This window comes from Halostagnicola kamekurae (assembly GCF_900116205.1).
Lineage (GTDB): Archaea > Halobacteriota > Halobacteria > Halobacteriales > Natrialbaceae > Halostagnicola > Halostagnicola kamekurae.
Genome location: NZ_FOZS01000002.1, coordinates 657867 through 682072, shown reverse-complemented (window position 1 = coordinate 682072; position 24206 = coordinate 657867). Strand labels below are relative to the sequence as shown.

26 protein-coding genes and 1 tRNA gene are annotated in these 24206 nt (G+C 62.2%); 10 read left to right on the top strand and 17 right to left on the bottom strand.

The annotated features are described in order from the left end of the window. Positions 1-55 precede the first annotated feature (55 nt). From BM348_RS11240 to BM348_RS11175, 14 genes are all read right to left on the bottom strand, one after another. Entirely contained in the window at positions 56-1555 is a 1500-nt protein-coding gene (locus BM348_RS11240) for a DHH family phosphoesterase (RefSeq protein WP_092904908.1), read from the bottom strand. Positions 1556-1595: 40 nt separating this feature from the next. Continuing rightward, positions 1596-3104, bottom strand: coding sequence for an NADH-quinone oxidoreductase subunit N (locus tag BM348_RS11235; RefSeq protein ID WP_092904907.1), 1509 nt, complete (start codon positions 3102-3104; stop codon positions 1596-1598). Continuing rightward, positions 3104-4639 (bottom strand): complex I subunit 4 family protein, encoded by a 1536-nt coding sequence (locus BM348_RS11230; RefSeq protein ID WP_092904906.1) that lies wholly within the window; start codon positions 4637-4639, stop codon positions 3104-3106. Before BM348_RS11230 ends, BM348_RS11235 begins: the two co-directional genes overlap by 1 nt. After that, on the bottom strand, positions 4636-6675 hold the full coding sequence (gene nuoL / locus BM348_RS11225) for an NADH-quinone oxidoreductase subunit L (RefSeq protein WP_092904905.1): 2040 nt from the start codon (positions 6673-6675) through the stop codon (positions 4636-4638). The genes BM348_RS11230 and nuoL overlap by 4 nt, the downstream gene beginning before the upstream one ends. Before the next feature lie 4 nt (positions 6676-6679). Further along, positions 6680-6985, bottom strand: coding sequence for an NADH-quinone oxidoreductase subunit NuoK (nuoK, locus tag BM348_RS11220; RefSeq protein ID WP_049952188.1), 306 nt, complete (start codon positions 6983-6985; stop codon positions 6680-6682). Further along, the gene (locus tag BM348_RS11215; protein ID WP_092904904.1) at positions 6982-7479 is read right to left on the bottom strand and encodes a hypothetical protein; all 498 of its coding nucleotides are present in this window, start codon (positions 7477-7479) and stop codon (positions 6982-6984) included. The genes nuoK and BM348_RS11215 overlap by 4 nt, the downstream gene beginning before the upstream one ends. Next, positions 7476-7751, bottom strand: a complete 276-nt coding sequence (locus BM348_RS11210; RefSeq protein WP_092904903.1) for an NADH-quinone oxidoreductase subunit J — start codon at positions 7749-7751, stop codon at positions 7476-7478. The genes BM348_RS11215 and BM348_RS11210 overlap by 4 nt, the downstream gene beginning before the upstream one ends. Then, positions 7748-8209, bottom strand: a complete 462-nt coding sequence (locus BM348_RS11205) for a NuoI/complex I 23 kDa subunit family protein (RefSeq protein ID WP_049952191.1) — start codon at positions 8207-8209, stop codon at positions 7748-7750. Before BM348_RS11205 ends, BM348_RS11210 begins: the two co-directional genes overlap by 4 nt. After that, positions 8206-9297: a complex I subunit 1/NuoH family protein gene (locus tag BM348_RS11200; protein ID WP_245779436.1), complete on the bottom strand. Its 1092-nt coding sequence runs from the start codon at positions 9295-9297 to the stop codon at positions 8206-8208. Before BM348_RS11200 ends, BM348_RS11205 begins: the two co-directional genes overlap by 4 nt. Continuing rightward, positions 9294-10949, bottom strand: coding sequence for an NADH-quinone oxidoreductase subunit D (locus BM348_RS11195; RefSeq protein ID WP_092904901.1), 1656 nt, complete (start codon positions 10947-10949; stop codon positions 9294-9296). The genes BM348_RS11200 and BM348_RS11195 overlap by 4 nt, the downstream gene beginning before the upstream one ends. Next, positions 10946-11650 carry an NADH-quinone oxidoreductase subunit B gene (locus tag BM348_RS11190; protein WP_092904900.1) on the bottom strand — a complete coding sequence of 235 codons (705 nt, stop codon included), beginning with the start codon at positions 11648-11650 and terminating at the stop codon, positions 10946-10948. The genes BM348_RS11195 and BM348_RS11190 overlap by 4 nt, the downstream gene beginning before the upstream one ends. Next, positions 11647-12060, bottom strand: coding sequence for an NADH-quinone oxidoreductase subunit A (locus BM348_RS11185; protein WP_050049986.1), 414 nt, complete (start codon positions 12058-12060; stop codon positions 11647-11649). Before BM348_RS11185 ends, BM348_RS11190 begins: the two co-directional genes overlap by 4 nt. A gap of 184 nt (positions 12061-12244) precedes the next feature. Continuing rightward, the gene (locus tag BM348_RS11180; protein ID WP_092904899.1) at positions 12245-12883 is read right to left on the bottom strand and encodes an AIR carboxylase family protein; all 639 of its coding nucleotides are present in this window, start codon (positions 12881-12883) and stop codon (positions 12245-12247) included. Between the two features lie 41 nt (positions 12884-12924). Then, positions 12925-14163 carry a 5-(carboxyamino)imidazole ribonucleotide synthase gene (locus BM348_RS11175; protein WP_092904898.1) on the bottom strand — a complete coding sequence of 413 codons (1239 nt, stop codon included), beginning with the start codon at positions 14161-14163 and terminating at the stop codon, positions 12925-12927. Between the two features lie 154 nt (positions 14164-14317). On the opposite strand from BM348_RS11175, the gene ribH reads away from it, so the two are divergent. The 4 genes from ribH to BM348_RS11155 all read left to right on the top strand — a co-directional run bounded on the left by ribH (position 14318) and on the right by BM348_RS11155 (position 17755). After that, positions 14318-14818, top strand: coding sequence for a 6,7-dimethyl-8-ribityllumazine synthase (ribH, locus tag BM348_RS11170; protein WP_092904897.1), 501 nt, complete (start codon positions 14318-14320; stop codon positions 14816-14818). Continuing rightward, on the top strand, positions 14815-15963 hold the full coding sequence (locus BM348_RS11165) for a pyridoxal phosphate-dependent aminotransferase (RefSeq protein ID WP_092904896.1): 1149 nt from the start codon (positions 14815-14817) through the stop codon (positions 15961-15963). Before ribH ends, BM348_RS11165 begins: the two co-directional genes overlap by 4 nt. Before the next feature lie 108 nt (positions 15964-16071). Next, positions 16072-16878 carry a hypothetical protein gene (locus tag BM348_RS11160; RefSeq protein WP_092904895.1) on the top strand — a complete coding sequence of 269 codons (807 nt, stop codon included), beginning with the start codon at positions 16072-16074 and terminating at the stop codon, positions 16876-16878. A 676-nt stretch (positions 16879-17554) separates the two neighbouring features. Continuing rightward, positions 17555-17755 (top strand): hypothetical protein, encoded by a 201-nt coding sequence (locus BM348_RS11155; protein WP_092905551.1) that lies wholly within the window; start codon positions 17555-17557, stop codon positions 17753-17755. Between the two features lie 98 nt (positions 17756-17853). Here the strand turns inward: BM348_RS11155 and BM348_RS11150 are convergent, their stop codons facing one another. Further along, positions 17854-18084, bottom strand: coding sequence for a hypothetical protein (locus BM348_RS11150; RefSeq protein ID WP_092904894.1), 231 nt, complete (start codon positions 18082-18084; stop codon positions 17854-17856). A gap of 541 nt (positions 18085-18625) precedes the next feature. On the opposite strand from BM348_RS11150, the gene BM348_RS11145 reads away from it, so the two are divergent. Together BM348_RS11145 and BM348_RS20635 are read left to right on the top strand one after the other, a co-directional pair. Then, a complete protein-coding gene (locus BM348_RS11145; protein ID WP_092904893.1) occupies positions 18626-19624 on the top strand; it encodes a tyrosine-type recombinase/integrase in 999 nt (332 codons plus the stop codon). A 36-nt stretch (positions 19625-19660) separates the two neighbouring features. Continuing rightward, positions 19661-20029: a hypothetical protein gene (locus BM348_RS20635; RefSeq protein WP_139231181.1), complete on the top strand. Its 369-nt coding sequence runs from the start codon at positions 19661-19663 to the stop codon at positions 20027-20029. Positions 20030-20210: 181 nt separating this feature from the next. On the opposite strand, the gene BM348_RS11140 is transcribed toward BM348_RS20635, so the two are convergent. Further along, positions 20211-20282, bottom strand: a tRNA-Ala gene (locus tag BM348_RS11140). Positions 20283-20395: 113 nt separating this feature from the next. Next, entirely contained in the window at positions 20396-21193 is a 798-nt protein-coding gene (locus BM348_RS11135; protein ID WP_092904892.1) for a hypothetical protein, read from the bottom strand. Positions 21194-21478: 285 nt separating this feature from the next. Here BM348_RS11135 and BM348_RS11130 point away from each other — a divergent pair, with 285 nt between their 5' ends. Genes BM348_RS11130 through BM348_RS11115 form a run of 4 tightly spaced genes read left to right on the top strand, consistent with a single transcriptional unit; the run spans position 21479 to position 24160 of the window. Next, a complete protein-coding gene (locus tag BM348_RS11130) occupies positions 21479-21946 on the top strand; it encodes a 30S ribosomal protein S15 (protein ID WP_092904891.1) in 468 nt (155 codons plus the stop codon). Positions 21947-21952: 6 nt separating this feature from the next. Next, positions 21953-23194 (top strand): exonuclease, encoded by a 1242-nt coding sequence (locus BM348_RS11125; RefSeq protein WP_092904890.1) that lies wholly within the window; start codon positions 21953-21955, stop codon positions 23192-23194. Positions 23195-23213: 19 nt separating this feature from the next. After that, entirely contained in the window at positions 23214-23522 is a 309-nt protein-coding gene (locus BM348_RS11120) for a KEOPS complex subunit Pcc1 (protein WP_092904889.1), read from the top strand. Next, the gene (locus BM348_RS11115; RefSeq protein WP_092904888.1) at positions 23519-24160 is read left to right on the top strand and encodes a 30S ribosomal protein S3ae; all 642 of its coding nucleotides are present in this window, start codon (positions 23519-23521) and stop codon (positions 24158-24160) included. The genes BM348_RS11120 and BM348_RS11115 overlap by 4 nt, the downstream gene beginning before the upstream one ends. Positions 24161-24206 lie beyond the last annotated feature (46 nt).

Below are 24206 nucleotides of genomic sequence, written 5' to 3'. Positions count from 1 at the left end.
CGCTGCCGGACCGCAAAAGTACTGTGCGTTCCCGCCGATCTGGGATCGAGTTGCTTCACGCCGACTCGCCGTCGTTTCGCTCTCCGTCGTCCGGCTGAAACAGCCACTCGCTGGTCCGGTCGTAGGCCCCGACCGGCGTGCCGGGTCGCGTCCGAATCGCTTCGAAGAAGCGATCGGTGATGACCTCCTCGATGACGCTGAAGATCGAGTTCAGTTCGTCCTCGTCGTCGGCCCCGCCGAGGATTCCGATCTCGAGTTGCGCGCCGGCCATGTCGGCGTGGCCGCCGGCGCTGCCGATCGGATCGAACGCGTCTCGGAGCGTCTCGCCGAGGTCGACGTTGCTCGCTCGAGACCGGGCCGACAGAAAGACCATCTCGTCGCGAAACCCGAAGACGAGCGTCGTACTCACGCCGTCCATCGCGAGGAGTTGATCCGCCGCCTGCGGGAGCGCGTCTCGGTCCGCGATGCGCCCGACGCCCGCGACGGCGACCGACTCGCGTTGGTCGCGGTTCTTGATCGCGCGGGCGATTATCTCGAGCGTGTCGCCGCCGATCGTCGGCTGTTCGATCTGATCGATTTTGGTCTGATCGACCGACGGAAACAGCGTCGAGGCCGCCTCGAAGTCCATCGCCGAGACCTCGCGAGCGAAGTCGTTGGTATCGATCCGGATGCCATAGAGCAGCGCCGTCGCGATCCGCGATCCGATTTCGAACCCGAACCGCTCTAGGTACTCGGTCATGATCGTACTCGTCGCGCCGGCCTCCTCGCGGAGGTCGACGAACTCGCCAGCGACGGGCCCTCGCGGCGGGTGGTGATCGATCACGATGTCGACGTGGAGTTCCTCCGGGAGTTGATCGTTGACGCCGGGACGGGCGTGATCGACCAGCGCGAACGCGTCGTACGCCCCGAGAGGATCGTCTCGCGTGAAGTTCGTGAGCTCTAACTCGAGGAGGTTCACCATGGCCCTGTTTTCCTGGTGGGAAATCTCGCCGAAGTAACACGCGTCGGCCTCGAGGCCGACGCGCTCTGCGATCTCGACGAGCGCGACCGCGCTCGCGATGGCGTCGGGATCCGGGTTGTCGTGCATGAACACGCCGAGTCGGCCGTCGATGCTCGAGAGTTGCGCGCGGAGATCGATCGCGTGTTTCGCCGACCGGCTGGCCGTCTTGTCGACGATGTCTGCGGCCAGCGCTTCGGTCGGGTCGACGATCCTGTCGGCTCGGGATTCGAATGCCTCCCGATCGGACGCCGTCGCGTTTCCGCCGAGGTAGGCGACGATCGAGGCGACCGGAAACCGCTCGCGGGCCCGCTCGAGTGCGGTCCGGTTGACGTCGGTCCGATCGCCCGCGATGAAAATCTCGTCGGGCGTCTCGAGCCCGTCGAGGACGGCCGGATCGGTGGGGTCGTCGAGACGCGCCGGAACGCTCTCGTCTCGAAGCGTCTCGACGAGGCTCGGACCGTCCGCGATGACGAGCAACCGGCCGTCGCTGGTCGCGAGTTGCTCGACGATCGGCTGGCCGACGGAGCCACAGCCGAGCACGAGCCGAAAAACCATACCGCGGATTGTGACTCCTGCGGATAAAAGCTACCGGGTTTTAGGCGGCGAGTGCCGCGGCGGCGTCGACGGCGACGTCGGCGACCGGGCCGAATCCGGGCAGGACGACGACCGTCATCACGGCCGCGAAGACGACCGCGGCGTAGAGCCCGAGCGGTTGGGAGAGCGCGTCGCGCTCGTCGACCGGCTCTTCGATCCAGAGCGCCTTGATGAGCCGCGAGTAGTAGTACAGCGACAGCGCGCTGTTTATCACGAGCGCGGCGGCGACGGCGAACATCCCCGCGTCGATCGACGCGGTGAACAGGAAGTACTTGCTGAAGAAGCCGCCGAAGGGCGGGATTCCGGCGAGGCTGAACATGAATACCGTCATGGCGGCGCAGGCAACCGGCGCCTTCGCCGACAGCCCGTTGTAGTCCTCGAAGGTCCGGCCGACGCCCCAGTACTCGGCCAGGCCGACGAACAGGAACGCGCCGGTGTTCATGAAGCCGTAGACGAACAGATGCATCAACGCCGCACCCATCACGACGTCGTTTACGCCGGCTCCGAGTCCGGCCAGTCCGATCAGCGCGTAGCCGGCGTGACCGACCGAGGAGTACGCCAGCATCCGCTTTACGTTCTCCTGGGTGGCCGCTGCGAAGTTCCCGATCGTCATCGTGGCGATAGCCAGTACCATGAACAGGACCGACCAGTCGATGCCGATGACGGCGGTCGTTGTCTCGAGCGGGAACGCCGTCGTGAACACGCGGAACGCGATGACGAAGCCGGCGGCCTTCGAGGCCGAGGAGAGAAACGCCGCGATCGGCGCGGGCGCTCCCTCGTAGGCCTCGGGCGCCCAGAAGTGGACCGGAACGCTCGCGGTCTTGAACGCGAAGCCGCCGAGTAACATGAGGACGCCGAGTCCGAGCAGCGGTCCGTACCCCGCCTCGAGGTTGTTCGCGATCGCCTCGAGTTGCAAGAAGCCGGTCGCGCCATAGACGAGGCTCACCCCGTACACGAAGATCGCCGAGGAGAGCGCTCCGATGAGGAAGTACTTCAGCCCGGCTTCGACGCTGCCGCGATTGTCCTTTAAGATCGCGACGAGCGCGTACGAGGGGAGACTCGTGAGCTCGAGGGCGACGAAGATGGTGACGAGGCTGTTCGAGGCCGCCATCGTCGCCATCCCGGTCGCCGCAAGCAGCGTGAGCGAGTAGTACTCGGCTTGGTAGGTGTGGCCCTCCATGTAGTCGTAGCTCGCGACGGACACGAGCGACGTGACGGTCGCGACGACGACCATGAAGAAAAGCGCCAGCTGGTCGACGACGAGCTGGCCCTCGTGGAGTTCGATGACGCCGAAGCCGCCGTCGGCCTGGGGCGTTCCGACGCCCGCGAGCAGGAACCAGACGGCGACGGCGAGCGCGACGAGCGACCCCGCGGTCGCCGTCCCCGCCAGCAGCGTGCGGTTCGTTTTCCGCGGATCGATGCTATCGACGACGAAGAGGACGAGGGCGGTCGCCACCAGCACGTACACCGGTGCGAGTCCCGCCCAGCCGGCGAACTCTATCGGCAACATCACCACTCACCTCCGTTCTCGAGGATCGGATCGACTGCGTCGGTTATCATGTCGAAGATCAACTCCGGGGCGACGCCGAGCGCGATAATGATCGCGAGCAACACGAACATCGGCGCGATGTCGTGCAGCGGCGCGCGACCGATTTCGTAGTCGGTCTCCAGCAGATAGGGGCCGAAGACGGCCCGCTGGAGCGCAAACAGCAAGTAGCCGGCCACGATGACGATGCCGAACATCGCCACCGCGGTGATCAGCGGTGCGTACTCGAGGAACTCCGAGCCGAACGAGCCGAAGAAGATGAAGTACTCCGCGGCGAATCCGCTCATCAGCGGCAGGCCCATGTAGGCGAACGAGCCGGCGATGAGCACGCCGACGGCGAGGGGCATCTTGTCGGCCAGCCCGGACATATCGGTGAGCATCCGGGTGTGGGTCGCGTTGTAGATGACGCCGACCGCCATGAACATCAGCCCCGAGACGAGGCCGTGTGAGACCATCTGGAAGGTCGCACCGCCCACGCCGAACTGGGTGAACGCGACCAATCCGAGGATCACGTAGCCCATCGAGGAGACAGAGGAGTACGCGACCACGCGTTTGAGGTCCGTCTGTGCGAGCGCCAACAGCGCGCCGTAGATGACGCTGATCGCGGCGATGGCCGCGATCGGGACGGCGAACGCGCTGATAACTTCCTCGGGGAACATCGTGAAGTTGAACCGCAAGAGCGCGTAGGTCCCCATCTTCAGCAGGACGCCCGCCAGCAGCACCGACGCCGGCGTCGGCGCTTCGACGTGGGCGTCCGGCAGCCACGTGTGGAACGGAACGATCGGCACCTTCACCGCGAATCCGAGGAACATCGCGAGGAAGACCGCCGAGGCGAGCGCCGTCCCGCCGAGGCCGAAGATTTCCGCCTGCGGGCCGGTCTCGAGCATCGCCGTCGTGATGGCGGGCAGCGCGAACGTCGTCACGTCGAGGCTGAACACGAGCGTAACGAACGCGCCGAACATCACGAGCGACGCCACGTTCGTGTAGACGAAGAACTTGATCGCGGCGTACTTCCGGCGCGGACCGCCCCAGATCCCGATCAGCAGGTACATCGGGATGAGGACCGCCTCCCAGAAGATGAACCAGAGGAAGAAATCCAGCGCCGTGAAGACGCCGATCAGGTTCGCCTCGATGAACAGGAGCAGTCCGTAGAACTGGGACTCTCGGTCGTCGATCGGTGTCCACGAACTCACGATCGCGAGCGTAATCAACACCGTCGTGAGGACGACCAGCGGCAGGCTGATGCCGTCGAGGCCGACGAACCACGAAATCGTGTACTCGCCGAGTTGAATCCACTCCGTCGAGGATTCGAAGGCGATCACGCCGCCGTCGGCGAGCAAGGCGTTCCCGCTGCCGTCGAACGCGGTGAACATGTAGACGCTCAGTACCGCGGGTACGAGGCTAATCGCGAACGCGAGCTTTCCTGCGATACGATTCGGCGCGACGAACGTGACGAGCGCGCCGAGCAGTGCGACGCCGATTAGTAACTCGATCATCATACGAACCACCCTCCGTACACGCCAAGCACGACAAGTAACCCGACGAATCCGCCGACGATCAACGCGGCGTAGTTAGTCACGATTCCCGTCTGGATCCGCTTGATCCAGCCGCTTCCGAACAGGCTCACGCTCGAGACGCCGTCGACGACGCCGTCGATGACCGACTGGTCGAACCGATCGGCCGTTCGGGCGATCGGCAGCGTCACGCCCTCCGCGAGCCACACCTGGAACTCGTCTTGGTAGTAGTTACTCCGGAGGAGTTCGCGAACCGAACCCAACCGCTGGGTGTGCTGTGCGGGATCGGAGCCGCTGTAGAGCGTCCACGCGAGTCCCGCGCCGCTCAGAGCCAGCCCGAGCGAGAGCGCCGCTCCGACGAGCAACGTCGTCTGTTCGGAGCCGGCGATCGCTCCCGTCTCGTGGGCCAGCGTGTCGCTGTAGGCACCGTAGGTCAGCTCCTCGAGACCGCCGTAGTGGCCGTCGAGCCACATCTCGAGGAACATGATGTCCATGTCAAGTAGCTTCCCGACGGGCGCGAGGTTCGCGATCCCGGCGGTCAGCGAGAGGAGCCCGAGGACGATCAGCGGCGCTTTGACGCTCCAGCCGATGTCGTGTGGGTCCTCGGCCGCTTCCGAGCGCGGCTCTCCGTGGAACGTGAGAACCACCATGCGGAAGGTGTAAAACCCGGTGAAAAAGACCGCGATCAGCCCCATCGCGTAGGCCGCGAGGTAGACCTCGTTCTCGAGGCCGAGGATGAGCGCGTCGTAGAGCACCTCGTCTTTGGACCAGAAGCCCGAGAACGGGATGATCCCGGCGAGCGCGAGCGCGCCCGCGAGGAAGGTGTAGTAGGTGACGGGAGCCTTCTCTTTCAGCCCGCCCATCTTCCACATGTCCTGTTCGTGGTGCATGAGGATGATGACGGCGCCGGCACCGAGGAACAGGAGCGCCTTGAAGAAGGCGTGGTTCATCAGGTGGAAGACCCCGGCGACGTAGCCGCCGACGCCGAGGCCGAGCATCATGTAGCCGTACTGGCTGATCGTCGAGTACGCCAGCACCTGTTTGATGTCGTCTTTGACGACCGCCATCGACGCCGCGAACAGCGCGGTAAAGCCGCCGACGAAGGCGATGATGCCGAGCGCGGTCGGCGAGAGCACGTAGTATCCGAACATCCGTGCGACGAGGTAGACGCCGGCCGCGACCATCGTCGCCGCGTGGATGAGCGCCGACACGGTGGTCGGGCCTTCCATCGCGTCGGGCAACCAGGTCTGGAGCGGGAACTGCGCGGATTTGCCGATCACGCCGCCCAACACGAGCAGGCCGGTGATCGTGATCCACGTCCGGGCGTCGAACCCGAACAGCGTCTCGCCGCCGTCTAAGGCGGCTTCCGCCTGGGCGACGAACGAGTTGTCGCCCGCGAACGCGAGCGTGCCGAACGTCGCGCCGATCGCGACGACGCCGACGAGGAAGAAGTAGTCACCGAAGCGGGTGACCAGAAACGCCTTCTTCGCGGCCGAAGGCGCGGACTCGGTTCTGAACCAGAAGCCGATCAAGAGATACGAGCAGAGCCCGACCAGCTCGAAGAACATGAACGCCATCAGCAGGTTGTCCGCGTAGACGAATGCGAGCATGCTGAACGTGAACAGCCCGAGCTCGGCGTAGTATCGCGGCAGTCCCGTCTCGCCCTCGGCGTTCATGTAGCCGAGGCTGAAGACGTGGACGAGCAGCGCGATCAGCGAGACGATCACGAGCATCAGCGCCGAGAGCGGATCGATCAGGATGCCGAACGTGAACTCGATCCCCTGAGTGGCGCTGTGGCCCGCTGTCTCGCCGGCGGCCCACTGGTAGTACGTTTCGTGGTGTACCTCGCCGCTCGCGACGGCCGCGAGCATCAACAGCGAGAGGCCGAGGGAACCGGCCGTCGCGAAGATACCCGCGATGGCACCCTTCTTCGGCATCGCGTTGCCAAAGCAGAGTGCGACCACGAAGGCCGCGAGCGGGAGCAGTGCTATCGCCGGTGCGTAGGTAAAGATCCCTTCCATCTTCTTACCACCTCATCGTCGACGGGACCGTGACGTCGACGTCACGGAAGTTGCGATACAGTACCAGAATGATGCCGAGGCCGACGGCCACTTCCGCGGCCGCCAGCGCCATCGTAAACAGCGCGAACACCTGCCCCGTGAGGTTGCCGTGGTAGAACGAGAACGCGATCAGATTGACGTTCGCCGCGTTGAGCATCAACTCGACGGACATCAAGAAAAGCAGCGCGTTCCGCCGCGTGAGCACGCCGAACAGCCCGATACAGAACAGGGCCATCGACAGCAGGACGTAGTGTTCGATCCCAACGCTCACGCGCTCTCACCTCCGTCGGAAGCGACCACATCGTCGTCGGTCTTCGCTGAGCTCGGCCCCGAATCGGACCGGAAACTCTCGCCGCCGTCGGTCGCCGCCCCGAGATTCCCGCGACGGCTGGTTCCCGTCTGCGTCGAACTGGGTTCTGCGTCAGCCGTGGCACTCGAGAGCGCCGCGACCGTCTGGCCCTCGTCTTCGCGTTTGGCGAGGACGAGCGCGGCGTCGAGTGCGGCGTCCAGCACGATCGCGATCAACAGGAACGAGACGAGGAACGGTTCGGTATTCGTCATCGGCCCCTCGGTCGGCTGCAAGGCCTCAAGGTCGAACAGCGCGTAGCCGATTTCGGCGGTGATCGAGGAGACGCCGGAAAACCCTTGCAGCGATCCGGAAAACGTGGTGTTGAACACGACCGCGGCCATCAGGCCGAACAGGGCCACTGCGAGCAGGCCGGGGACGAGAGTTTTTCCGAGCCGTAGCTTCGGACGCGTCGTCACGACTGGGTCACCTCCGTCTCGTCGATATCGGACGTCTCGTCCTGAGTCAACATCACGGCGAACGTGATGAGGATGAGCACGCCGCCCACGTAGACGAGGATCTGCATCATCGCGACGAATTCGGCCGCGAGCATGATGTAGTACACCGCGACGCTCAACAGCGAGATGCCGAGCGCGAGCGCCGAGTGCCAGGGGTCCTCGAAGAGGACGACCCCCAGTGCGCTCGAGAGCGTGATGGCTGCGAACAGCGCGAAGGCGATCGTTTCCATCATTGGTAATCGACCTCCCCTTCGCCCTCGCCGATCCAGGCGCCCCGGTCGGGTTCTCGGGACTCGAGCGGGTCGATGTCCTTGTACCACGGGACCGCCTTGAGCTGTTCTTTGTTGTAGACGAGGTCGTTTTTCGTATCGCCCGTGAACTCGAAGTTCTGCGTGAGCAAAATCGCGTCGACGGGACAGACCTCCTCGCAGAGTCGACAGTAGATACACTGGCCGATATGGAGGTTGTACTGTTCGCCGTTTCGCTTGTCGTCCATCACGATCTGAATCGTGTCGTTCGGACAGACGTTCTCACACTGACGACACCAGATACAGCGTTCCTGACTGAACTTGTGGACGCCGCGAAACCGCGGCGAGACGTCCGGTGCCGTCTCGGGATACTCCACGGTGAACGTAGAGCCATCCAGCGCGTGTTTCATCGTCGTTGCCATCGATTTGAGTATCCCAATCATGCTATCAGCCCCACGATAATCGCGGTGAGCAAGAGGTTCGCGAACGAAAGGACCAGCAGGCCCTTCCAGCCGATCTCGATCAACTGGTCGATCCGGACTCGCGGCACCGCAGAACGGAGCCACTGGGTCATCATGAAGACGCCCCAGATTTTGAGCAGGAACCAGACGATCCCCAGGAACGCGGGCCCGGGTCCGGCGGGACCGCCGAGGAAGATCGTCGCGATGATGGCGCCGCCGAGGAAGATGTGCAAGAACTCCCCGAGGTAGATCAGGACGAAGTACACTGACGAGTACTCCGTCTGATAGCCGGCGACGATCTCGGTCGGTGCCTCCGGGGTGTCGAAGGGGTTGCGCCCGACCTCCGCGAAGTTCGCGACGAGGAACAACACGAACGCGAAGGGGTTGACGAGCGCGTACCATTGGGGAATCGAGACGACGCCGAGATCGATCAGCGCCTGCGACTGCGCCTCGACGATCGTGCTCATCTGTAAGGATCCCGCAAAGATCACGACGGACATCCCCGTGACGACCAGCGGAATCTCGTAGGCGACGTTCTGTGCGACCGCACGAAGCCCGCCCAGCAGCGAGTACTTGTTCGACGATGCGTAGCCCGCCATCACCAGTCCGAGGCTCGCGATCCCGGAAACGGCGAAGACGAACGCCAGACCGACTTCGGGGTCCGCGAGTTGAATTCCGGTCCCCATCGGGATCACGGCGAACCCGAGCATAGCCGAAGAGGCGACGACGATCGGTGCGACGTCGTAGGCCGGCCGGTCGACGTTCTCGGGAATGATGTTCTCCTTCGAGAGCAATCGAACCGCGTCGGCGACGATGATGCCGACGCCGGCCGGGCCGATCTGGTTGACCGCGATCCGATCGGTGAAGGCGGCGGTGATCTTCCGTTTCGCCCACGGCCCGGCGAGGCCGGTCATCGCGAGCATCAAGTTGCCGACGATGAAGGCCGCGAGAAACGCGGCGATCAGCTCGCCGGCCACGCCGAACTCGCCGAGTCCGGTGAGGTCACCGATCCGCTCGGGGAGCATCGGCTCGCCCACCTGAAGCACCATTTCGGGCGCGCCCCGGCTCATCGATCCACCTCGCCGAGCACGATATCTAGGCTGCCCAGGGACGCGACCAGGTCAGGAATGTACTCTCCCTGTACCATCTGCTCTAGGACCGAGAGGTTGTGGTAACACGGGCTCCGAATCTTGAAGCGGCCGGGCTTGTCCGTCCCGTCCGATCGGATGTAGATCCCGAGTTCGCCTTTCGCACCTTCGACGGCACGGTACACTTCCGTATCGGGATCCGGCTTCAACGTGCGCGGCACGTTGGCCTGTACCTCTCGTTCGTCTTCGGGCCACTCCTCGATCAGGTCGAGACACTGTTCGATGATCTTCGCGGATTCCTCGACTTCCCGCATCCGGACGAGGACGCGGCTGTAGTTGTCACAGCCGTCCTCGGTGACGACGTCCCACTCGAGATTTTCGTAGTAGCCGTAGGGGTCGTCGCGCCGGAGGTCGTAGTCGATCCCCGAACCGCGGGCGACCGGACCCGTACAGCCGTACTCTTTGGCGACTTCGGGCTCGAGAATCCCGGTGTCGACACAGCGGATCTGGAAGATCTCGTTGGTCGTGAGTAGGTCGTTGTACTCGTCGACCTTCGCCGGGAGTTCGTCGAGGAAGTCCCGCGTCTGTGCGATGAACTCCTCGCGGGGTTCGGGCAGATCCCAGGCGACGCCGCCGAGTCTAAAGTAGTTGAACATCAGCCGCTGGCCGGTCAGGTCCTCGAGGATGTCCTGGATGACCTCGCGGTCGCGGAAGGCGTACTGGAAGACGGCCGTAAAGTCGCCGTAGACGTCGAGCGCGAACGTTCCGAGCGCCAGCATGTGCGAGGCGATCCGGCAGAGTTCCGCACCCATCGTCCGGATAACCTGTGCGTACTCCGGCACCTCGATGTCCGCGAGGTCCTCGGCCACTCGAGCGTACGCCCACTCGTTCAACAGCCCCGATGAGACGTAGTCCCAGCGGTCGGGGTAGGGCATGATCTGGTGGCGGTAGGTCCCCTGCTGGCACATCTGCTCCTCACAGCGGTGCAGATAGCCGATATCGGGGTCGACGTCGAGGACCGTCTCGCCGTCCAGCACCGTCTTGATGTGCAAGACGCCGTGGGTCGCCGGGTGGTGTGGCCCCACGTTGAGGAACATCGTGTCCGACTCGGAGTCGATATGGTCCGGCTGAATCGGGTTCTCGTACTCCGAGAGCGTGACGACCTGCGGTTTCGTCTGATCGTAGTCGAGGCTTAGCGGGTGACCCTGCCAGGTCTCCGGGAGGAGGATCCGACGCGGGTCCGGGTGTCCCTCGTAATCGATGCCGACCAAGTCGAACGCCTCGCGTTCGTGCCAGTCTGCGGTCCGAAAGACCGGTTCCGCGGACTGGCTCGTCGGCTCGTCGAGGGTCGTCGGGACGACGACGCTGACCTCCTGGGTGGGGTCGGCGTACTTCTTCATGTGGTAGATCGACTCGTACCGGTCCTCGTACTGCTGTGCGGTGAGACAGGAGAGGTGGTCGAACCCGGCCTCATCGCGCAGATCAGCGAGGACGTCCTGGACGTCGTCGGGGTTGATGACGAACCCTGGCGCGTTCAGGTGATTGTCGCGTGCGATCGCGCGGTCGCCGATCAGCGCCTCGAGTTCGTCCTCGGTGGTTTCTGCGGTTCGTGGCGGTTCGATGTCCGTGCTCATGGTGAATCAGCCCAGTTGTATCGCATGACGAGGTCGTCCTCGTCGATCTCACTGGCCAGTTTCTGGACGAGTTCGTCCTGCGGAAGGTCGCCGAACTGCTCGAGTTCGTACGGTTTGACGACGACGGGGGACGATTCGCTGTTTTTGATCCGTTCCTGGAGTTTCAAGACTCCGTACACGAGCGCTTCCGGCCGCGGCGGACAACCCGGCACGTGGATGTCGACGGGAATGATCTCCTCGGCACCCTTCACGACGTTATAACCCTCCTGGAAGGGGCCGCCGGAGATCGTACACGATCCCATGCCGACGACGAACTTCGGTTCGGGCATCTGATCGTAGACGCGTTTCATCCGCGGGCCGAACTTCGAGACGATCGTTCCGGGGACGATCATCACGTCGGCCTGTCGCGGCGACGCCCGGGGAACGCCCGCACCGAAGCGATCGATGTCGTGTTTGATCGCGTACGTGGACATCATCTCGATGCTACAGCACGCGATTCCGAACTGGAGCATGAACATCGAGTTCCCCCGGACCCAGTTCATGAACTTGTCGAACTTCGTGAGGATGAACGGCGACGCGCCGAAGGCCTCTCGAAGCTTCGAGTTGAATCGGTTATCGAGTCCCTCGCCGATCCGCGCGTCTCGGGTGTCGGTCGAGGGTGCGGTACTGTCGTGTATCTGTTGGCGTGGTTCGTTGCTCATGGTCGGTCAGCCTCAGTTTCGACCTGGTACGGGCTTCGCGCCCACTGTACTGCACCGCTGCGCCACGCCCAGGCGAGTCCGACGAGGAGGATTGCGACGAACACCAGCATCGGACCGAGTATCTCGAGAAGCGACACGGCATCCGATTCGACGGCATCCAGGTAGACGACCGCCCACGGGAACAGGAGGACGGTTTCGATGTCGAAGACGAGAAAGAGAAGTGCGACCATGTAGTACTGGATGTTAAACCGAATGCGTGTCCCACCGGTCGGGACCTCGCCACTCTCGTAGGTGGCGCGTTTGCTCGTTTCGGGAACGCTTGGCCGGATGAGATACGACACCGCCATCATCGCGAGCGGAATCAGTAATCCCACGAGCGCCAGCATCCCCACAGCGATCCATTCATTCATCTCCGTAACGTTCGCAGGTTCAAACCGCACGCATATAAGGGTTGATTCTTGCGCTTTCCGGTTGATTTGCCCGGAGACGGCCGTACGGATGGGTTTCAGTGACGAACAATCGTCCACAAATAACTCCCGACCGAAACCCGATGGTAATGAGTTATTAGCCGCTCGAGTCGGCTCGAGCGGGTCCCTACTGAGTATCGGACCGATACGCCGCGACTCCGTCGTCGTGGAGGGCTCGAGACACTGTTCCAACGTCCGATTGGAGCGACTCGTGGTAGGCGACGAGTCGGTCTCGGACATCTTCGTGTTGCCGTGCGAGGATCTGGGCGGCCGATAAGGCTGCGTTGAACGATTTCCCCGCGTCGACCGCGACGAGCGGCGCACCCGTCGGCATGCCGATCACGCTGTCGACGGACTTCTCCTGGACCGGAACGCCGATGACGGGGAGCGGGTACGCGATCGACGCCGTCATGTTCGGGAGGTCCGCCGACTTCCCGCCCGCGCCCGCGATGATAACCTCGATCCCGCGCGCTTCTGCCGTCTCCGCGTAGGCCGTCATCAGATCCGGCGTTCGATGCGCGGAGGTCACGTACGTCTCGAAGGTGAACCGCTCTTCCGGGGCGCTCTCGTAGTCGGTCTGCTCGGCGAAATCGAGCTCTTCGACCAGGGCGTCGTACGCGCCGGGCCGACGACCGCCGGTCATCATCACCTCGAGGTCCGAATCGCTTCCCATGACGACACCGATGTCCGGAGTCTCCTCGGTCGGGCGGTCCTTATCCGCTTCGTCGTGCAACCGATCGATGAGGGTTGTCACAGAATCTGCCATTACCGAGGCTACCGCGTTCGAGGTAGTTAGTCGGTCCGGAGTTACTCGGTCCGGAACGTTACCGCATCCCGCAGGGCTCGAGCGGTCTCGAGGTGGGACTCGAGGAGGTCGTCGTCCGTTCTTCCCCGCCCGGAACCGTCGCCCTCGGTCGTCGACCGGTCCGTCGTCGACGGCTCGAAGTCGATGGGGTCGTCCGAACTGACCGTCACGTGGCCCATCTTCCGGAGCGGTCGGACCTGCGCTTTCCCGTACCAGTGGAGGTGGGCCGCCGGCGTCTCGAGGATTCGGTCGACGTCGTGTAGGGTCGCCTCCTGGTTCTCGTCGACGTCGCCGAGCAGGTTCGTCGAGACCGTGGGAGAGCGAAGGGCCGTCGAGGCCAGCGGCCAGCCCAGCACGGCGCGAACGTGTTGCTCGAACTGCGAGCTCTGTGCGCCCTCGATCGACCAGTGTCCGGAGTTGTGCGGTCGCGGGGCGATCTCGTTTAACAACAGCTCGCCGTCGCGGGTCTCGAACAGTTCGATCCCGTAGACGCCGCGGCCGTCCATCACCTCGAGTACGTCCGTCGCGAGTTCGGCCGCTCGCTCTCGGACTTCGGGGTCCGAGCGGGCAGGGACCAGCGTCTCGCGGAGGATCTCCTCCTCGTGGACGTTCTCGCCGACGGGGAACGTCGCCGTCTCGCCGTCACCCTTGACGGCGATAACCGACACCTCGCGGGCGAAGTCCACGAACGATTCGACCATCGCCGGTCCGGCGACCGACTCGAGGGCCGACTCCGCGTCGGCTTTCGAGTCGACGGGGACGTTGCCGCGCCCGTCGTAGCCCCCGGTTCGGGCCTTGAGCATCACCGGCGCGCCGTAGTCGTCGATCGCCGCCCGAACGTCGGCCGCGTCCTCGACGGCGCGAAACGGCGGGATCGGGATCCCGGCGTCGGCGAGTTCGCGCTTCTGGACGAGTTTGTCGTGGATCGTCTCGAGCGTCGACGGTTTCGGGTGAACCGGCGTTCCGGTGTCCTCGCTCACACGCTCTAAGACGTCCTGATCGGCGAGTTCGATCTCGAAGGTCAACACGTCGGCGCTATCCGCGAGTTCGGAGATCGCTGCTTCGTCGTCGAAGTCGGCGACGATCTGGTCTCGAGCGAGCGATGCCGCGGGACAATCCGGCGTCGGATCGAGCACGATCACGTCGACCCCGAGCGGGCCGGCCGCCTCGGCGAGCATCCGTCCGAGCTGGCCGCCGCCGACGATCCCGAGCGTCGGTCCTGGCGACTGTAGCGTCGTCATCGAGCGGCGGTTGTCCGCGACTCCGCTTAAGGATTGGCAATCGGCTAGGGTCAATCGACGCCCGGTCGGTAGACACGGGTCGATCTCGACTCGAGCCCCCTCGAAGTCGCGCGAGAACGGTACCTCTTTTACCCGCCCTCACTACCGCTGGCGTATGACCGCGCTCGGAGTGGTGGTCGCGGAGTTCAACCGCCCGATCACCGAGCAGATGGAACGAGAGGCGCTGGAAGCCGCACGCGCGGCGGGCGCGACGGTCGACCGCACCGTTCAGGTCCCCGGCGTGTACGACGCGCCGCTGGCGGCCGACCGGCTCGCTCGCCGCGAGGCGATCGACGCCGTGGTCGTCGTCGGCGCGGTGATCACCGGCGATACCGATCACGATCAGGTGATCACCGACGCGACGGCCCAGCGCCTCTCCGACGTCAGCCTCGAGCGCGACACGCCCGTTACACTCGGCGTAACGGGTCCCGGTATGTCCGCCGCAGAAGCGCGCGAACGAGTCGAGAACGCCGCGAAAGCAGTCGACGGCGCGCTCGACCTCGTCGAGGAACTCCCCGATCCGGACCCGAACACAGACGGTCCCGATCCGAACACCGATTCAAACGTAGACACCGATTCAAACGTAGACACCGATTCAAACGGAGATTACCAATGACCCTGGAATTCACCGACCGCGTAACCCGAGTCGAACCGTCAGCAACGCTCGCGATTTCCGCGCTTGCGACCGAACTCGAGGCCGAAGGCAAGGACGTCGTCGACCTCTCCGTCGGCGAACCCGACTTCCCGACGCCCGAGAACGTCATCGAGGCCGGACAGGACGCGATGGACGCCGGCCACACCGGCTACACGACCTCCGCGGGCATCCTCGAGCTTCGGGAGGCGATCGCCGACAAACTGGCCGACGACGGCCTCGATCATGGCCCCGAGAACATCATCGTCACCCCCGGGGCGAAGCAGGCGCTGTACGAAATCGTACAAGCGCTGATCGAGGACGGAGACGAAGTCGCACTGCTCGACCCCGCCTGGGTTTCCTACGAGGCGATGGTCAAGATGGCCGGCGGCGACCTCACGCGCGTCGACCTCTCCGCACACGACTTCCAGCTCGAGCCGGCACTCGACGACCTCGGCGCCGCCGTCTCCGACGACACCGAACTGCTGATCGTCAACTCGCCGTCGAACCCGACCGGCGCGGTCTACTCCGACGCGGCGCTCGAGGGCGTTCGCGATCTGGCCGTCGAACATGATATCACCGTCATCTCCGACGAGATCTACAAGGAGATTACCTACGGCGTCGAGCCGACGAGCCTAGGTACCCTCGAGGGGATGGCCGACCGGACGATCACCGTCAACGGCTTCTCGAAGGCCTACTCGATGACCGGCTGGCGACTGGGCTACTTCGCCGGTCCCGAGGAACTGGTCGATCAGGCGGGCAAACTCCACAGCCACTCGGTCTCCTCGGCCGTCAACTTCGTCCAGCACGCGGGTCTCGAGGCGCTCGAAAACACCGACGAGGCGGTCGTCGAGATGACCGAGGCGTTCGAGCAACGCCGAGACCTCGTCGTAGAACTGCTCGAGGACGAAGGCGTCGACGTGGCGGTTCCGGAGGGCGCGTTCTACATGATGCTCCCGGTCGACGAAGATGATCAGGCGTGGTGTGAGGGCGCGATCGAAGACGCCCACGTCGCGACGGTTCCCGGCAGCGCGTTCGGCACACCGGGCTACGCTCGCATCTCCTACGCCGCGAGCGAGGAACGGCTTCGCGAGGGGATTGGCCGGCTGGTCGAGGAAGGCTACTTGTAACGGCGAGCATGGCTGTTCGACCAGCGTACTGATCGAACGCGTACGTACGTCACAGATGGGGTTCTCCTGACCGACAATATTATATAATTACCTGACACAATTTGTCGTATGTATCGAGTCGCGACGGAGGACAACTCGTCGACGCTCCGCTCTCGTGGTGAGGGTCCGGACCTGCGCTGTTCGGCCGCATTTGGAGCTGTCGTCGAGACGCTCCCCGAAAACTGTCCGGTTCCGGCGCCGATTATCGAACTCGGAGCCCTCTCCCGACACGTCGAACCGGCATCGGACGCGTTCGAAATCGATCCCGAAACGATCGACATCGGGTCCGCGTCGACGGCCGTCGTTCCACCGCAGACCCTCTCGCGAGTCAGATGGTTGCTCTCCAATCATACCGACCACTTGAGCAGCCACGAGAAACGGCGCGTCGGTCTGTTATGCGAAGCCTCGAGCTTAAATCAGCCGCCGGCAGCGGGCGAGTCGAACGCGAATCGAATACGATCTGCATCCCGGACGGAGATCGACGAGTCGCTGTTTCTTGAGAACCACTCGAGGGAGTTCGAAGGCGACCACTGCGGTACCGAATACGGGACTGCGGATGCGTTGAGCGACCATCGCTCCGAATGTGCGCCGCGTCAGACTGAGACGCAGACGACGACGTCACCCGACGAGACAGAATACTCCTGTGAATACTGCGACGAGTCTTTCAGCAAGAAACTCAGTTTACGGGTCCACGAGAAGCGAAATTGCGACGAAAAGCCGTCTTCGAAGTCCTCGAGCACGAATTCCACGAGTCAACGACCAGCGTTCGGCAAAGAGATTCGGAAAGACAGGGGCTCCGAGCGTGTCTCCGGCCGAAGTCCGTTTGCAGATGCTGACAAGCTAAAGGACACCGGCATTCATCAGGGCGGAAACTGATTGCAAACCCGTGCAGTGAAAATCACTGGTCCGTCAGAGCGCTGTTCCACGAACGGGTTCCGTTCCTCGTCCGTTGATTCTCGATAGATGCGGGTGTAGGCAAGTGGTCTGGAACTACTCCAACCGAAAGATTACCGGCCCCATATGGACTCGCCGTCGTTCAGTAGGCAGCTTCACGTTCTGTAGGCGGGATTACTGGCCGAGAGGAGAAACGAGTCTCCCTCTGGGCGTTCTCTCCCTAATTGGTCACTGATGAGTATTCGAAATGAGATTTTGGAGTCAGTAGGAACAGTTACTCTTGGGGAGTAGTATCAGATAGTGACCCTTGTAGAAGATAAAATAATGAAAAGAATAGTGCCACAATACCAATTATGAGTGATGGGAATATAAGTAAACCATTAGTGATGTTCGCCTGTCGGTTGAGTGCGTATAACGACGCTGTTTGTACTAGGAGAAGCATTGCAAGCGGAATGGCTAGCATTGCAATCCCTCGATAAAAATCTCTAGTAGATAGGTCACTTGACATGCATTATATTTGACTGAGGGTTTAGGTCAATCTGTCGATAACAATGCGTTTGGTTGGGTGAGTGCTGTCCAGGCCGCTATTCTCGGCTTTTTCGCCCTCGAGGAGCAAGCACGAAACGCTATCCCGGTGGCGACCAAAGTAAGGAGTAATATGACGAGTCAACCAGATCAATCGGTTTCAAGCGCGCCCGAGGACATGGACCCTGACGAGGTCCGTGAGCGCATGCTCCGGTTTATCGTCAAACGAGATATGGATCGTCACTGTGATATCTACGACGAGCTGGTTGAGGAGTACTCGCCTTCTGAAGTTCCTTCGTTCTTGGCTCCCTCTGTCCGAGAAGTAGAGCAATGACGGACAGGATCATGACGCAACGGGAGATACAGAGAACTCACATATCGTTCAGTACAATGGAATGATTCTACCATTCGGCACCGAATTCTACTTTCGTCTCAAGGGTCACCGGGCCACGGAATTTCGTCCGACCAGACCACAATGGCACCGATAATGATACTGGATACAATTATCACCAGTTGAAGTATCGAGTTTATCGTTCCGTCATTGAGAGCCCCTGCACTGGTGGCGAGAATAAGTAAGAAAACGAAAACGAAGAAAAACAACAACGAACTTACTCCCCAGCGCCAAAGATTACCCCACGGAACTTCCTCGAGATAATCACTCATAGTTGGACTAACAGGTAGAATTACATAAATTCTCGGCAGTAAATACGCAGACGTAGTTACCGCGAACGTTGTATCCGAGAATTGTGCTTTCTCGGACGGCTCGCTATCGCCGAAATACTTGTGCACGTGACCAGTATCGCGGAAGCGATAGACCGTCTTTCGCCTGTTGCGTCGGTGAACATGACGACCCGAAGCGTTCCTGCTGGCGTCCACTTTTCGATGGATCGTTTCTACCAGGGATTTGAACCCGGAATTAGACGTTCCTGCTCGTTCGCTTCGCTCACTCGCGATCTGGGACTAATAGGGCTTCAAATCCCGCCTTCGCCGACTATATGCGCCGCTCGCGAATTTGCTCGCGACGTAAAATAGTGGACTCGCCGGGATTTGAACCCAAGCGTCGTGTACGCTGACGCGTACTCCGCTTCAACCAATGCATGGGCTGTGATCTGGAATGGATCTCAGTCTGTCCGGCGAGTCCACCCGCTCGCTCCTCTCGCGGTGACCGCCCGAGCGTCGGTCTGCCGGTGGTTCAAGAGAAACCATGCTCGAACCAATCACACCACGACAGGCCAAAGAATTGTACCTTGAAGACCGTACTGACCTCAGCGTCACCTCAAAGCAGAATCACGGATACCGGGTCGAACGATTCGTAGAATGGTGCGAGGAAACCGATCTGGATAACCTCAACGAACTTACTGGCCGAAAACTCCACGAGTTTAAGGTCTGGAGATCAGAGGAAGTGAATAACGTCACGCTTCAGAACCAGCTCGGAACCATCCGTCAGTTCCTCGTGTTCTGTGAGCGAATCGACGCGGTTCCGCCCGGATTAAGCGAGAAGGTCGAGCTTCCTAAGCTCGGTATGAACGAGGACGTTAATGACACGGCGATCACCCCGGAAGAAGCCGAGTTGATCTTGGAGTACTTGAATAAGTACGAATATGCGACGCTTCGCCACGTCATATTTCACTTGCTGTGGCATACTGGTATCCGGACCAGCACGCTACGTGCATTCGACGTGACCGACTTTCACCCGGGAGAAGGCTATATTAAAGCGGTTAATCGAGAGTCCACAGGAACACCACTAAAAAACCGAACCCAGGGCGAGAGGGAGATTAACCTGGGAAGTGGCCTCGTTCAAACCCTCAATGACTGGGTTCACGATCAACACCCTCGCGTCGAGGACGATCACGGTCGAATGCCGCTAATCTGTACGTCCCACGGACGCGCCCACGAGACAACGATCCGTTCACACGTCTACAAGATTACTCGTCCCTGCCACTATTCCAATAAGTGCCCCCACGACCGCGACATGGACGAGTGCGAGGCCGTTAACAGCTCGAAGGCCAACTTTTGTCCCTCCTCCGTCAGTCCTCACGCAATTCGTAAGGGGTCGATCACCTACCATCGGAACAAGGGTTGGCCAGTTGAGGCAGTCAGTGACCGAGCTGATGTGAGTCAGGAAGTGTTGGACAAACATTACGATAAGGCCTCGATCAGCGAGAAGCGCCAGCGACGAGCAGAATTCCTCGATCGTCTATAGCCAATTTTTTATTTTACAGGTACATTTTTCGTCATTATGCCCAAAGAGAGTGAACCTTCAGAAGACCAATCAGCAGAAGAGTTTGCGCGTGACTTGCTCCAGCGACAGCAAAGGCATGAACAAGTTGAAGAATTAACTGGAGGGATGGGCGCTGGTTCACAGGTCAATATATATCAAACTGCTGTTGACTGGACAAGGATCGAACGATTAGTTGGAGTAATTGGTGTTTTGATTCCTGTGTTCTGGTTACTTGGCCAAGGGTTCTCAATAATGATAGGAATTGCAGTACCAGAAACTATGCCCATAAGCGCCGCCTTAGGTCTGTCTGCATTAGGTGATTACTGGATTCACAGAAATGAGGGGGCAAGACCAGAACCACCAAGCCTACCCCACCAGCAGGATTGATTTTATCTATTCCATTGTTCTAATGGGAGTTACCGCCAGCAGACGACGACCGAGAGAGGCCACCGCTTCAAATCACAGCGAGAAAAATGCCGGAAATTCACTCGAAATCGTTGTGCGCAGAAGATAAGGCAAGGGACGAAACCGGCAGAAGGCCGGCTCGTCCACTCTCACTACGTTCGAGTGGACTCGCCGGGATTTGAACCCGGGGCCTCTCCCATGCCAAGGGAGTGATCTACCACTGATCTACGAGCCCTCGAGCGCACTTGCTGCTTTCCTACGGGAATAGATAAACCCCTCGAATTAGGCGTGCCGGCGAGACCGGCTGACACACCTGACGGGTGCTCGAGTCGCAGCCGGCTGAGCGATTCACCGCTTTCGGATCCACGACGCCCGTCGCCGGAGGGACAGGTAACACAGCGCAGTCACCGCGTTGAGACCGGGTGCGGCGTTGAGGATGGTCCAGCCCCAGCGACTGAACGGGCCACCCCAATCGGTGTGCGACCGAAGATATCCCGCATCGAGAAACGTCGAAACCGGTAGCACGAGGAGGTTAAACACCATAAACAGCGACAGGAGTAGTCCCTCGGACACGCCGAGGTTCAACACGAACGCTGTCAGGACGGTCACGTTGAACAGTACGCCACCGAGAAGACCGTAGAAGCCGAGCGGGCTACCGGCGGACTGCTGGGGCGGAACTACTGGCACCCAGTGGCCGTCCGCTCTCTCAACGAGCACTTGTTTGCCGTGCAGGTCAGCAACAGCGTCCGGGGACACCTCGAGTGTGCCCAGCAATCTCGAGAGTCGAGCGTCCGAATCGGGGACGGGCCATTCGAAGTAGACCGTCACCTCGGTTCCTCGATCGTCGATCTCGAGATCCAGTGCGAGCGCGTCCGCGGTAGCGATCGACCACGGATATGAATCGGGCACCGCCGACGCCGAAACGCGGTCCGTTCCGACGATCTGGGCGTACGTCTCCGAGTCGGAGAGCGATTCGGGGGAGACGGCCGCCTCGAGGTCGAGAAAGGAATCCGCGGATTGGTCGTACTCCCGGCTGGGATCACGGCCGTCGAAATCGGATTCGGTTTCGTGTGCGTCGCGTCGATCGCTGTCGCTGTTCTCACTTTCATCGGCTTCAGTCGTCCGCTCGAGTTCTCGTTCGGTCATGAAGGGGGCATTCAGTGACGGCGGTGAGCACACCGGTTCGGATGTGAATATTTCATTCCAAAAACACATAAATGCTGCCGATGGACATCTCCGTTATCACGGAGGTGGTCCGCGTAACTCGAGGTAGAAACCCTTTAGTCGCTGACCGAATAGGTACCAGTGGGAACCGCACGGCCGCAAATCTGACCCCGTCGCCCGCTCTCTTTGGGTGACTCGAGATTGCGGAAGTGCAACCCGGCGAGAGCCGGACATATGCGGCGGTCAGTGCGTTTCCTATCCTCAACAATGGCACGAATGCATACGCGCCGCCGAGGCTCGTCCGGATCGGACAAGCCCGCGGCAGACGAACCACCGGAGTGGAGCGACGTCGACTCGGAGCAGATCGAACAGCGAGTCGTTGAACTGGCAGAACAGGGCCACGACCCGAGCCAGATCGGCATCAAGCTGCGTGACGAGGGCGTCACCGGCACGCCGATTCCGGACGTCAAACTGGCGACCGGCAAGAAGGTCACCGAGATCCTCGAGGAGAACGACGCGAAGTCCGAACTCCCAGAGGACCTCCGGAGCCTGATGCAACGCGCGATCCGCCTGCGCGAGCACGTCCAGGAGAACCCACAGGACTACCAGAACAAGCGCGCGCTGCAGAACACCGAATCGAAGGTGCGCCGACTGGTCGATTACTACCGTGGGAAGGAACTCGAGCCCGAGTTCACCTACTCCTACGACGTCGCCAAGACGCTGCTCGAGGAGTAACTCGTCATGTCCACCGAGGGTCGTTCGATCGACGCCGAAACCGCCACCGACGACCTCGAGAGCGCGAGCTTCGTCCGGCTGGTCACGCGACCGGCCGGCGACGCGTTCGCCGCCTGCGGGGTCGTCGTGGACGCGCTCGCCGAGCGGGAGATTCCGTATCAGGTGAGCGCCGTCCGGACGGTCGGCGAGCGGACGACCCTTGCCGAGGAGAGTCTGGATCGAGGCCCGGCCGATCGAACGCTCGTCGTCGGTGCGGTCGACGGCGACGCGACGCGACTCGGCTCCGCGGACCGGCCGGCCACCCTCGAGGCCTGCGATCTCGTCCAAGAGCTGGGTTCGACGCCGAACCCGGTGCTCGCGCTCGCGGGCGTCGCCGCCGCCGGCGTCGAGCCCGGTGCCGGCGAGACGGAGTGGCTCCTCACGGACGCTCTCGAGCGCAACCTGCTCGAGCAGCGACCGGGCGTTTCGGTGCCGACCGCGGACCCGATCGACGGGCTCGCCTACTCGACCCGCGTGCTCGCCCCGTGGTCCGGCGACCTCGAGGCGACTCGAGATGCGTTTTCGGCGATCGTCACCGAATCGGGGACAGACGCCGAGCCGGCCACGCTGGAGCGGGAGACCCACCGGAAGATCGGCTCGCTCGTCGCGATCGACGCCGTCGGCGCACCGAACGCCGTCGACAGCGCAGCGCACTCGGTCACGCGAGCGCTGAGTCCGTACGCGCGACCCGGCGATTCGGGCGACGCACCCGAATCGACTCGGCAGACTCGCACCGACCGTCCCTTCGAGACCGTCGGCGGCTACGCCGACGTGCTCGAGGCGACCGCACGCGTCGAGCCGGGAACCGGTATCGCGCTGGCGATCGGCCACGACGCACGCGAGCCGGCGCTCGAGGCGTGGCGGGAACACGGCCGGAGCGCCCACGACGCGCTCGAATCCGGGTCGACCGGCCGCTACGACGGCGTCTTCGTCGTCGATGTCGACGACGGTCCTGTCGAAACCGTCGCTCGACTCGCTGTAGCCTACCGGTCGCCGGAGCCGACCGTTCTCGTGATCGGCGACGGCGAAGCCGGGATCTCGACGCGCGAGGACCGCGCTCTCGGGTCGACGCTCGAGGCGGTCACACGGGATCTCGACGACGACGGAGTCGAGTGCGGCTACGACGTGGGTCGTCGCCGGGGATACCTGGCCTACGGCTCGGACGTGGACGATTCGACGATCATCGCGGCAGTACGAGGGCAACTATGACGATTGGAGGTGGACACCGATGACGAGACACGCGACGATTCGGACGACACACGACGATCCGGAGCTCCTCGCCCGGGCGCTCTGTCCCGACAATACCGAGGAGATGGAGACGGCCGTCGAGGACGCTCGAACGCTCGTCACGCGGATCGAACGCGAGACGACTAGTGGGTTACAATCGACGGTCGACGATTACGTCGTCAACCTCGACGTCGCCTGTAGTATCGATAGACAGACACCCAACCCTTCGGATGCAGACTCGAGCGCGGACGGACACGGCGTCTCGACCGCGGCGAGATCCGACACGAACCACGAACCTAACACACAATGAGTGAACGATCAGTTTCACGCGCGAAACAAGAAAAGCGGTGGTACACCGTCCACGCCCCGGCGCAGTTCGACCGGGAAGTGCTCGGTGAGACACCCGCAGACGAACCGGACAAGGTCTACGGACGGACCATCGAAACGACGCTCGGCGACCTGACCAACAGCGCCAGCGAAAACAACACGAAGCTCACGTTCAAGATCACCGACGTGGGCAGCGACAGCGCCTACACGGACTTCGTCGAACACTCGCTGACGCGGGATTACCTGCGCTCGCTGGTTCGACGCGGCGCCTCGAAGATCGAGGCCTACGTCACCGTCCTGACGACGGACGACTACCGCGTTCAGATCCAGCCGGTCGCGTTCACGACGAAGAAAGCCGACGCGAGCCAGGAGAAGGCCATCCGCGAGAAGATGGTCGAAATGGTCGAGGAAGCGGCCCAGGAGCGAACCTTCGAGGACCTGATCGACGGCGTCGTCGAAGGCCGTCTCTCCTCTGCGATCTACGGCGAAGCGAAGCCGATCTACCCGCTTCGCCGGGTCGAGATCCAGAAGACGACCCTCGAGGCGCATCCGGAAGAAGTCGCAGAAGAGCAGGCGACGGCCGTCGACGTCGACGAAGAGGACGTCGCGACGGACGAATAGACTGCGGACTGGCGCGATTCGATTCGAGTTTCGATCGGAAGACTGT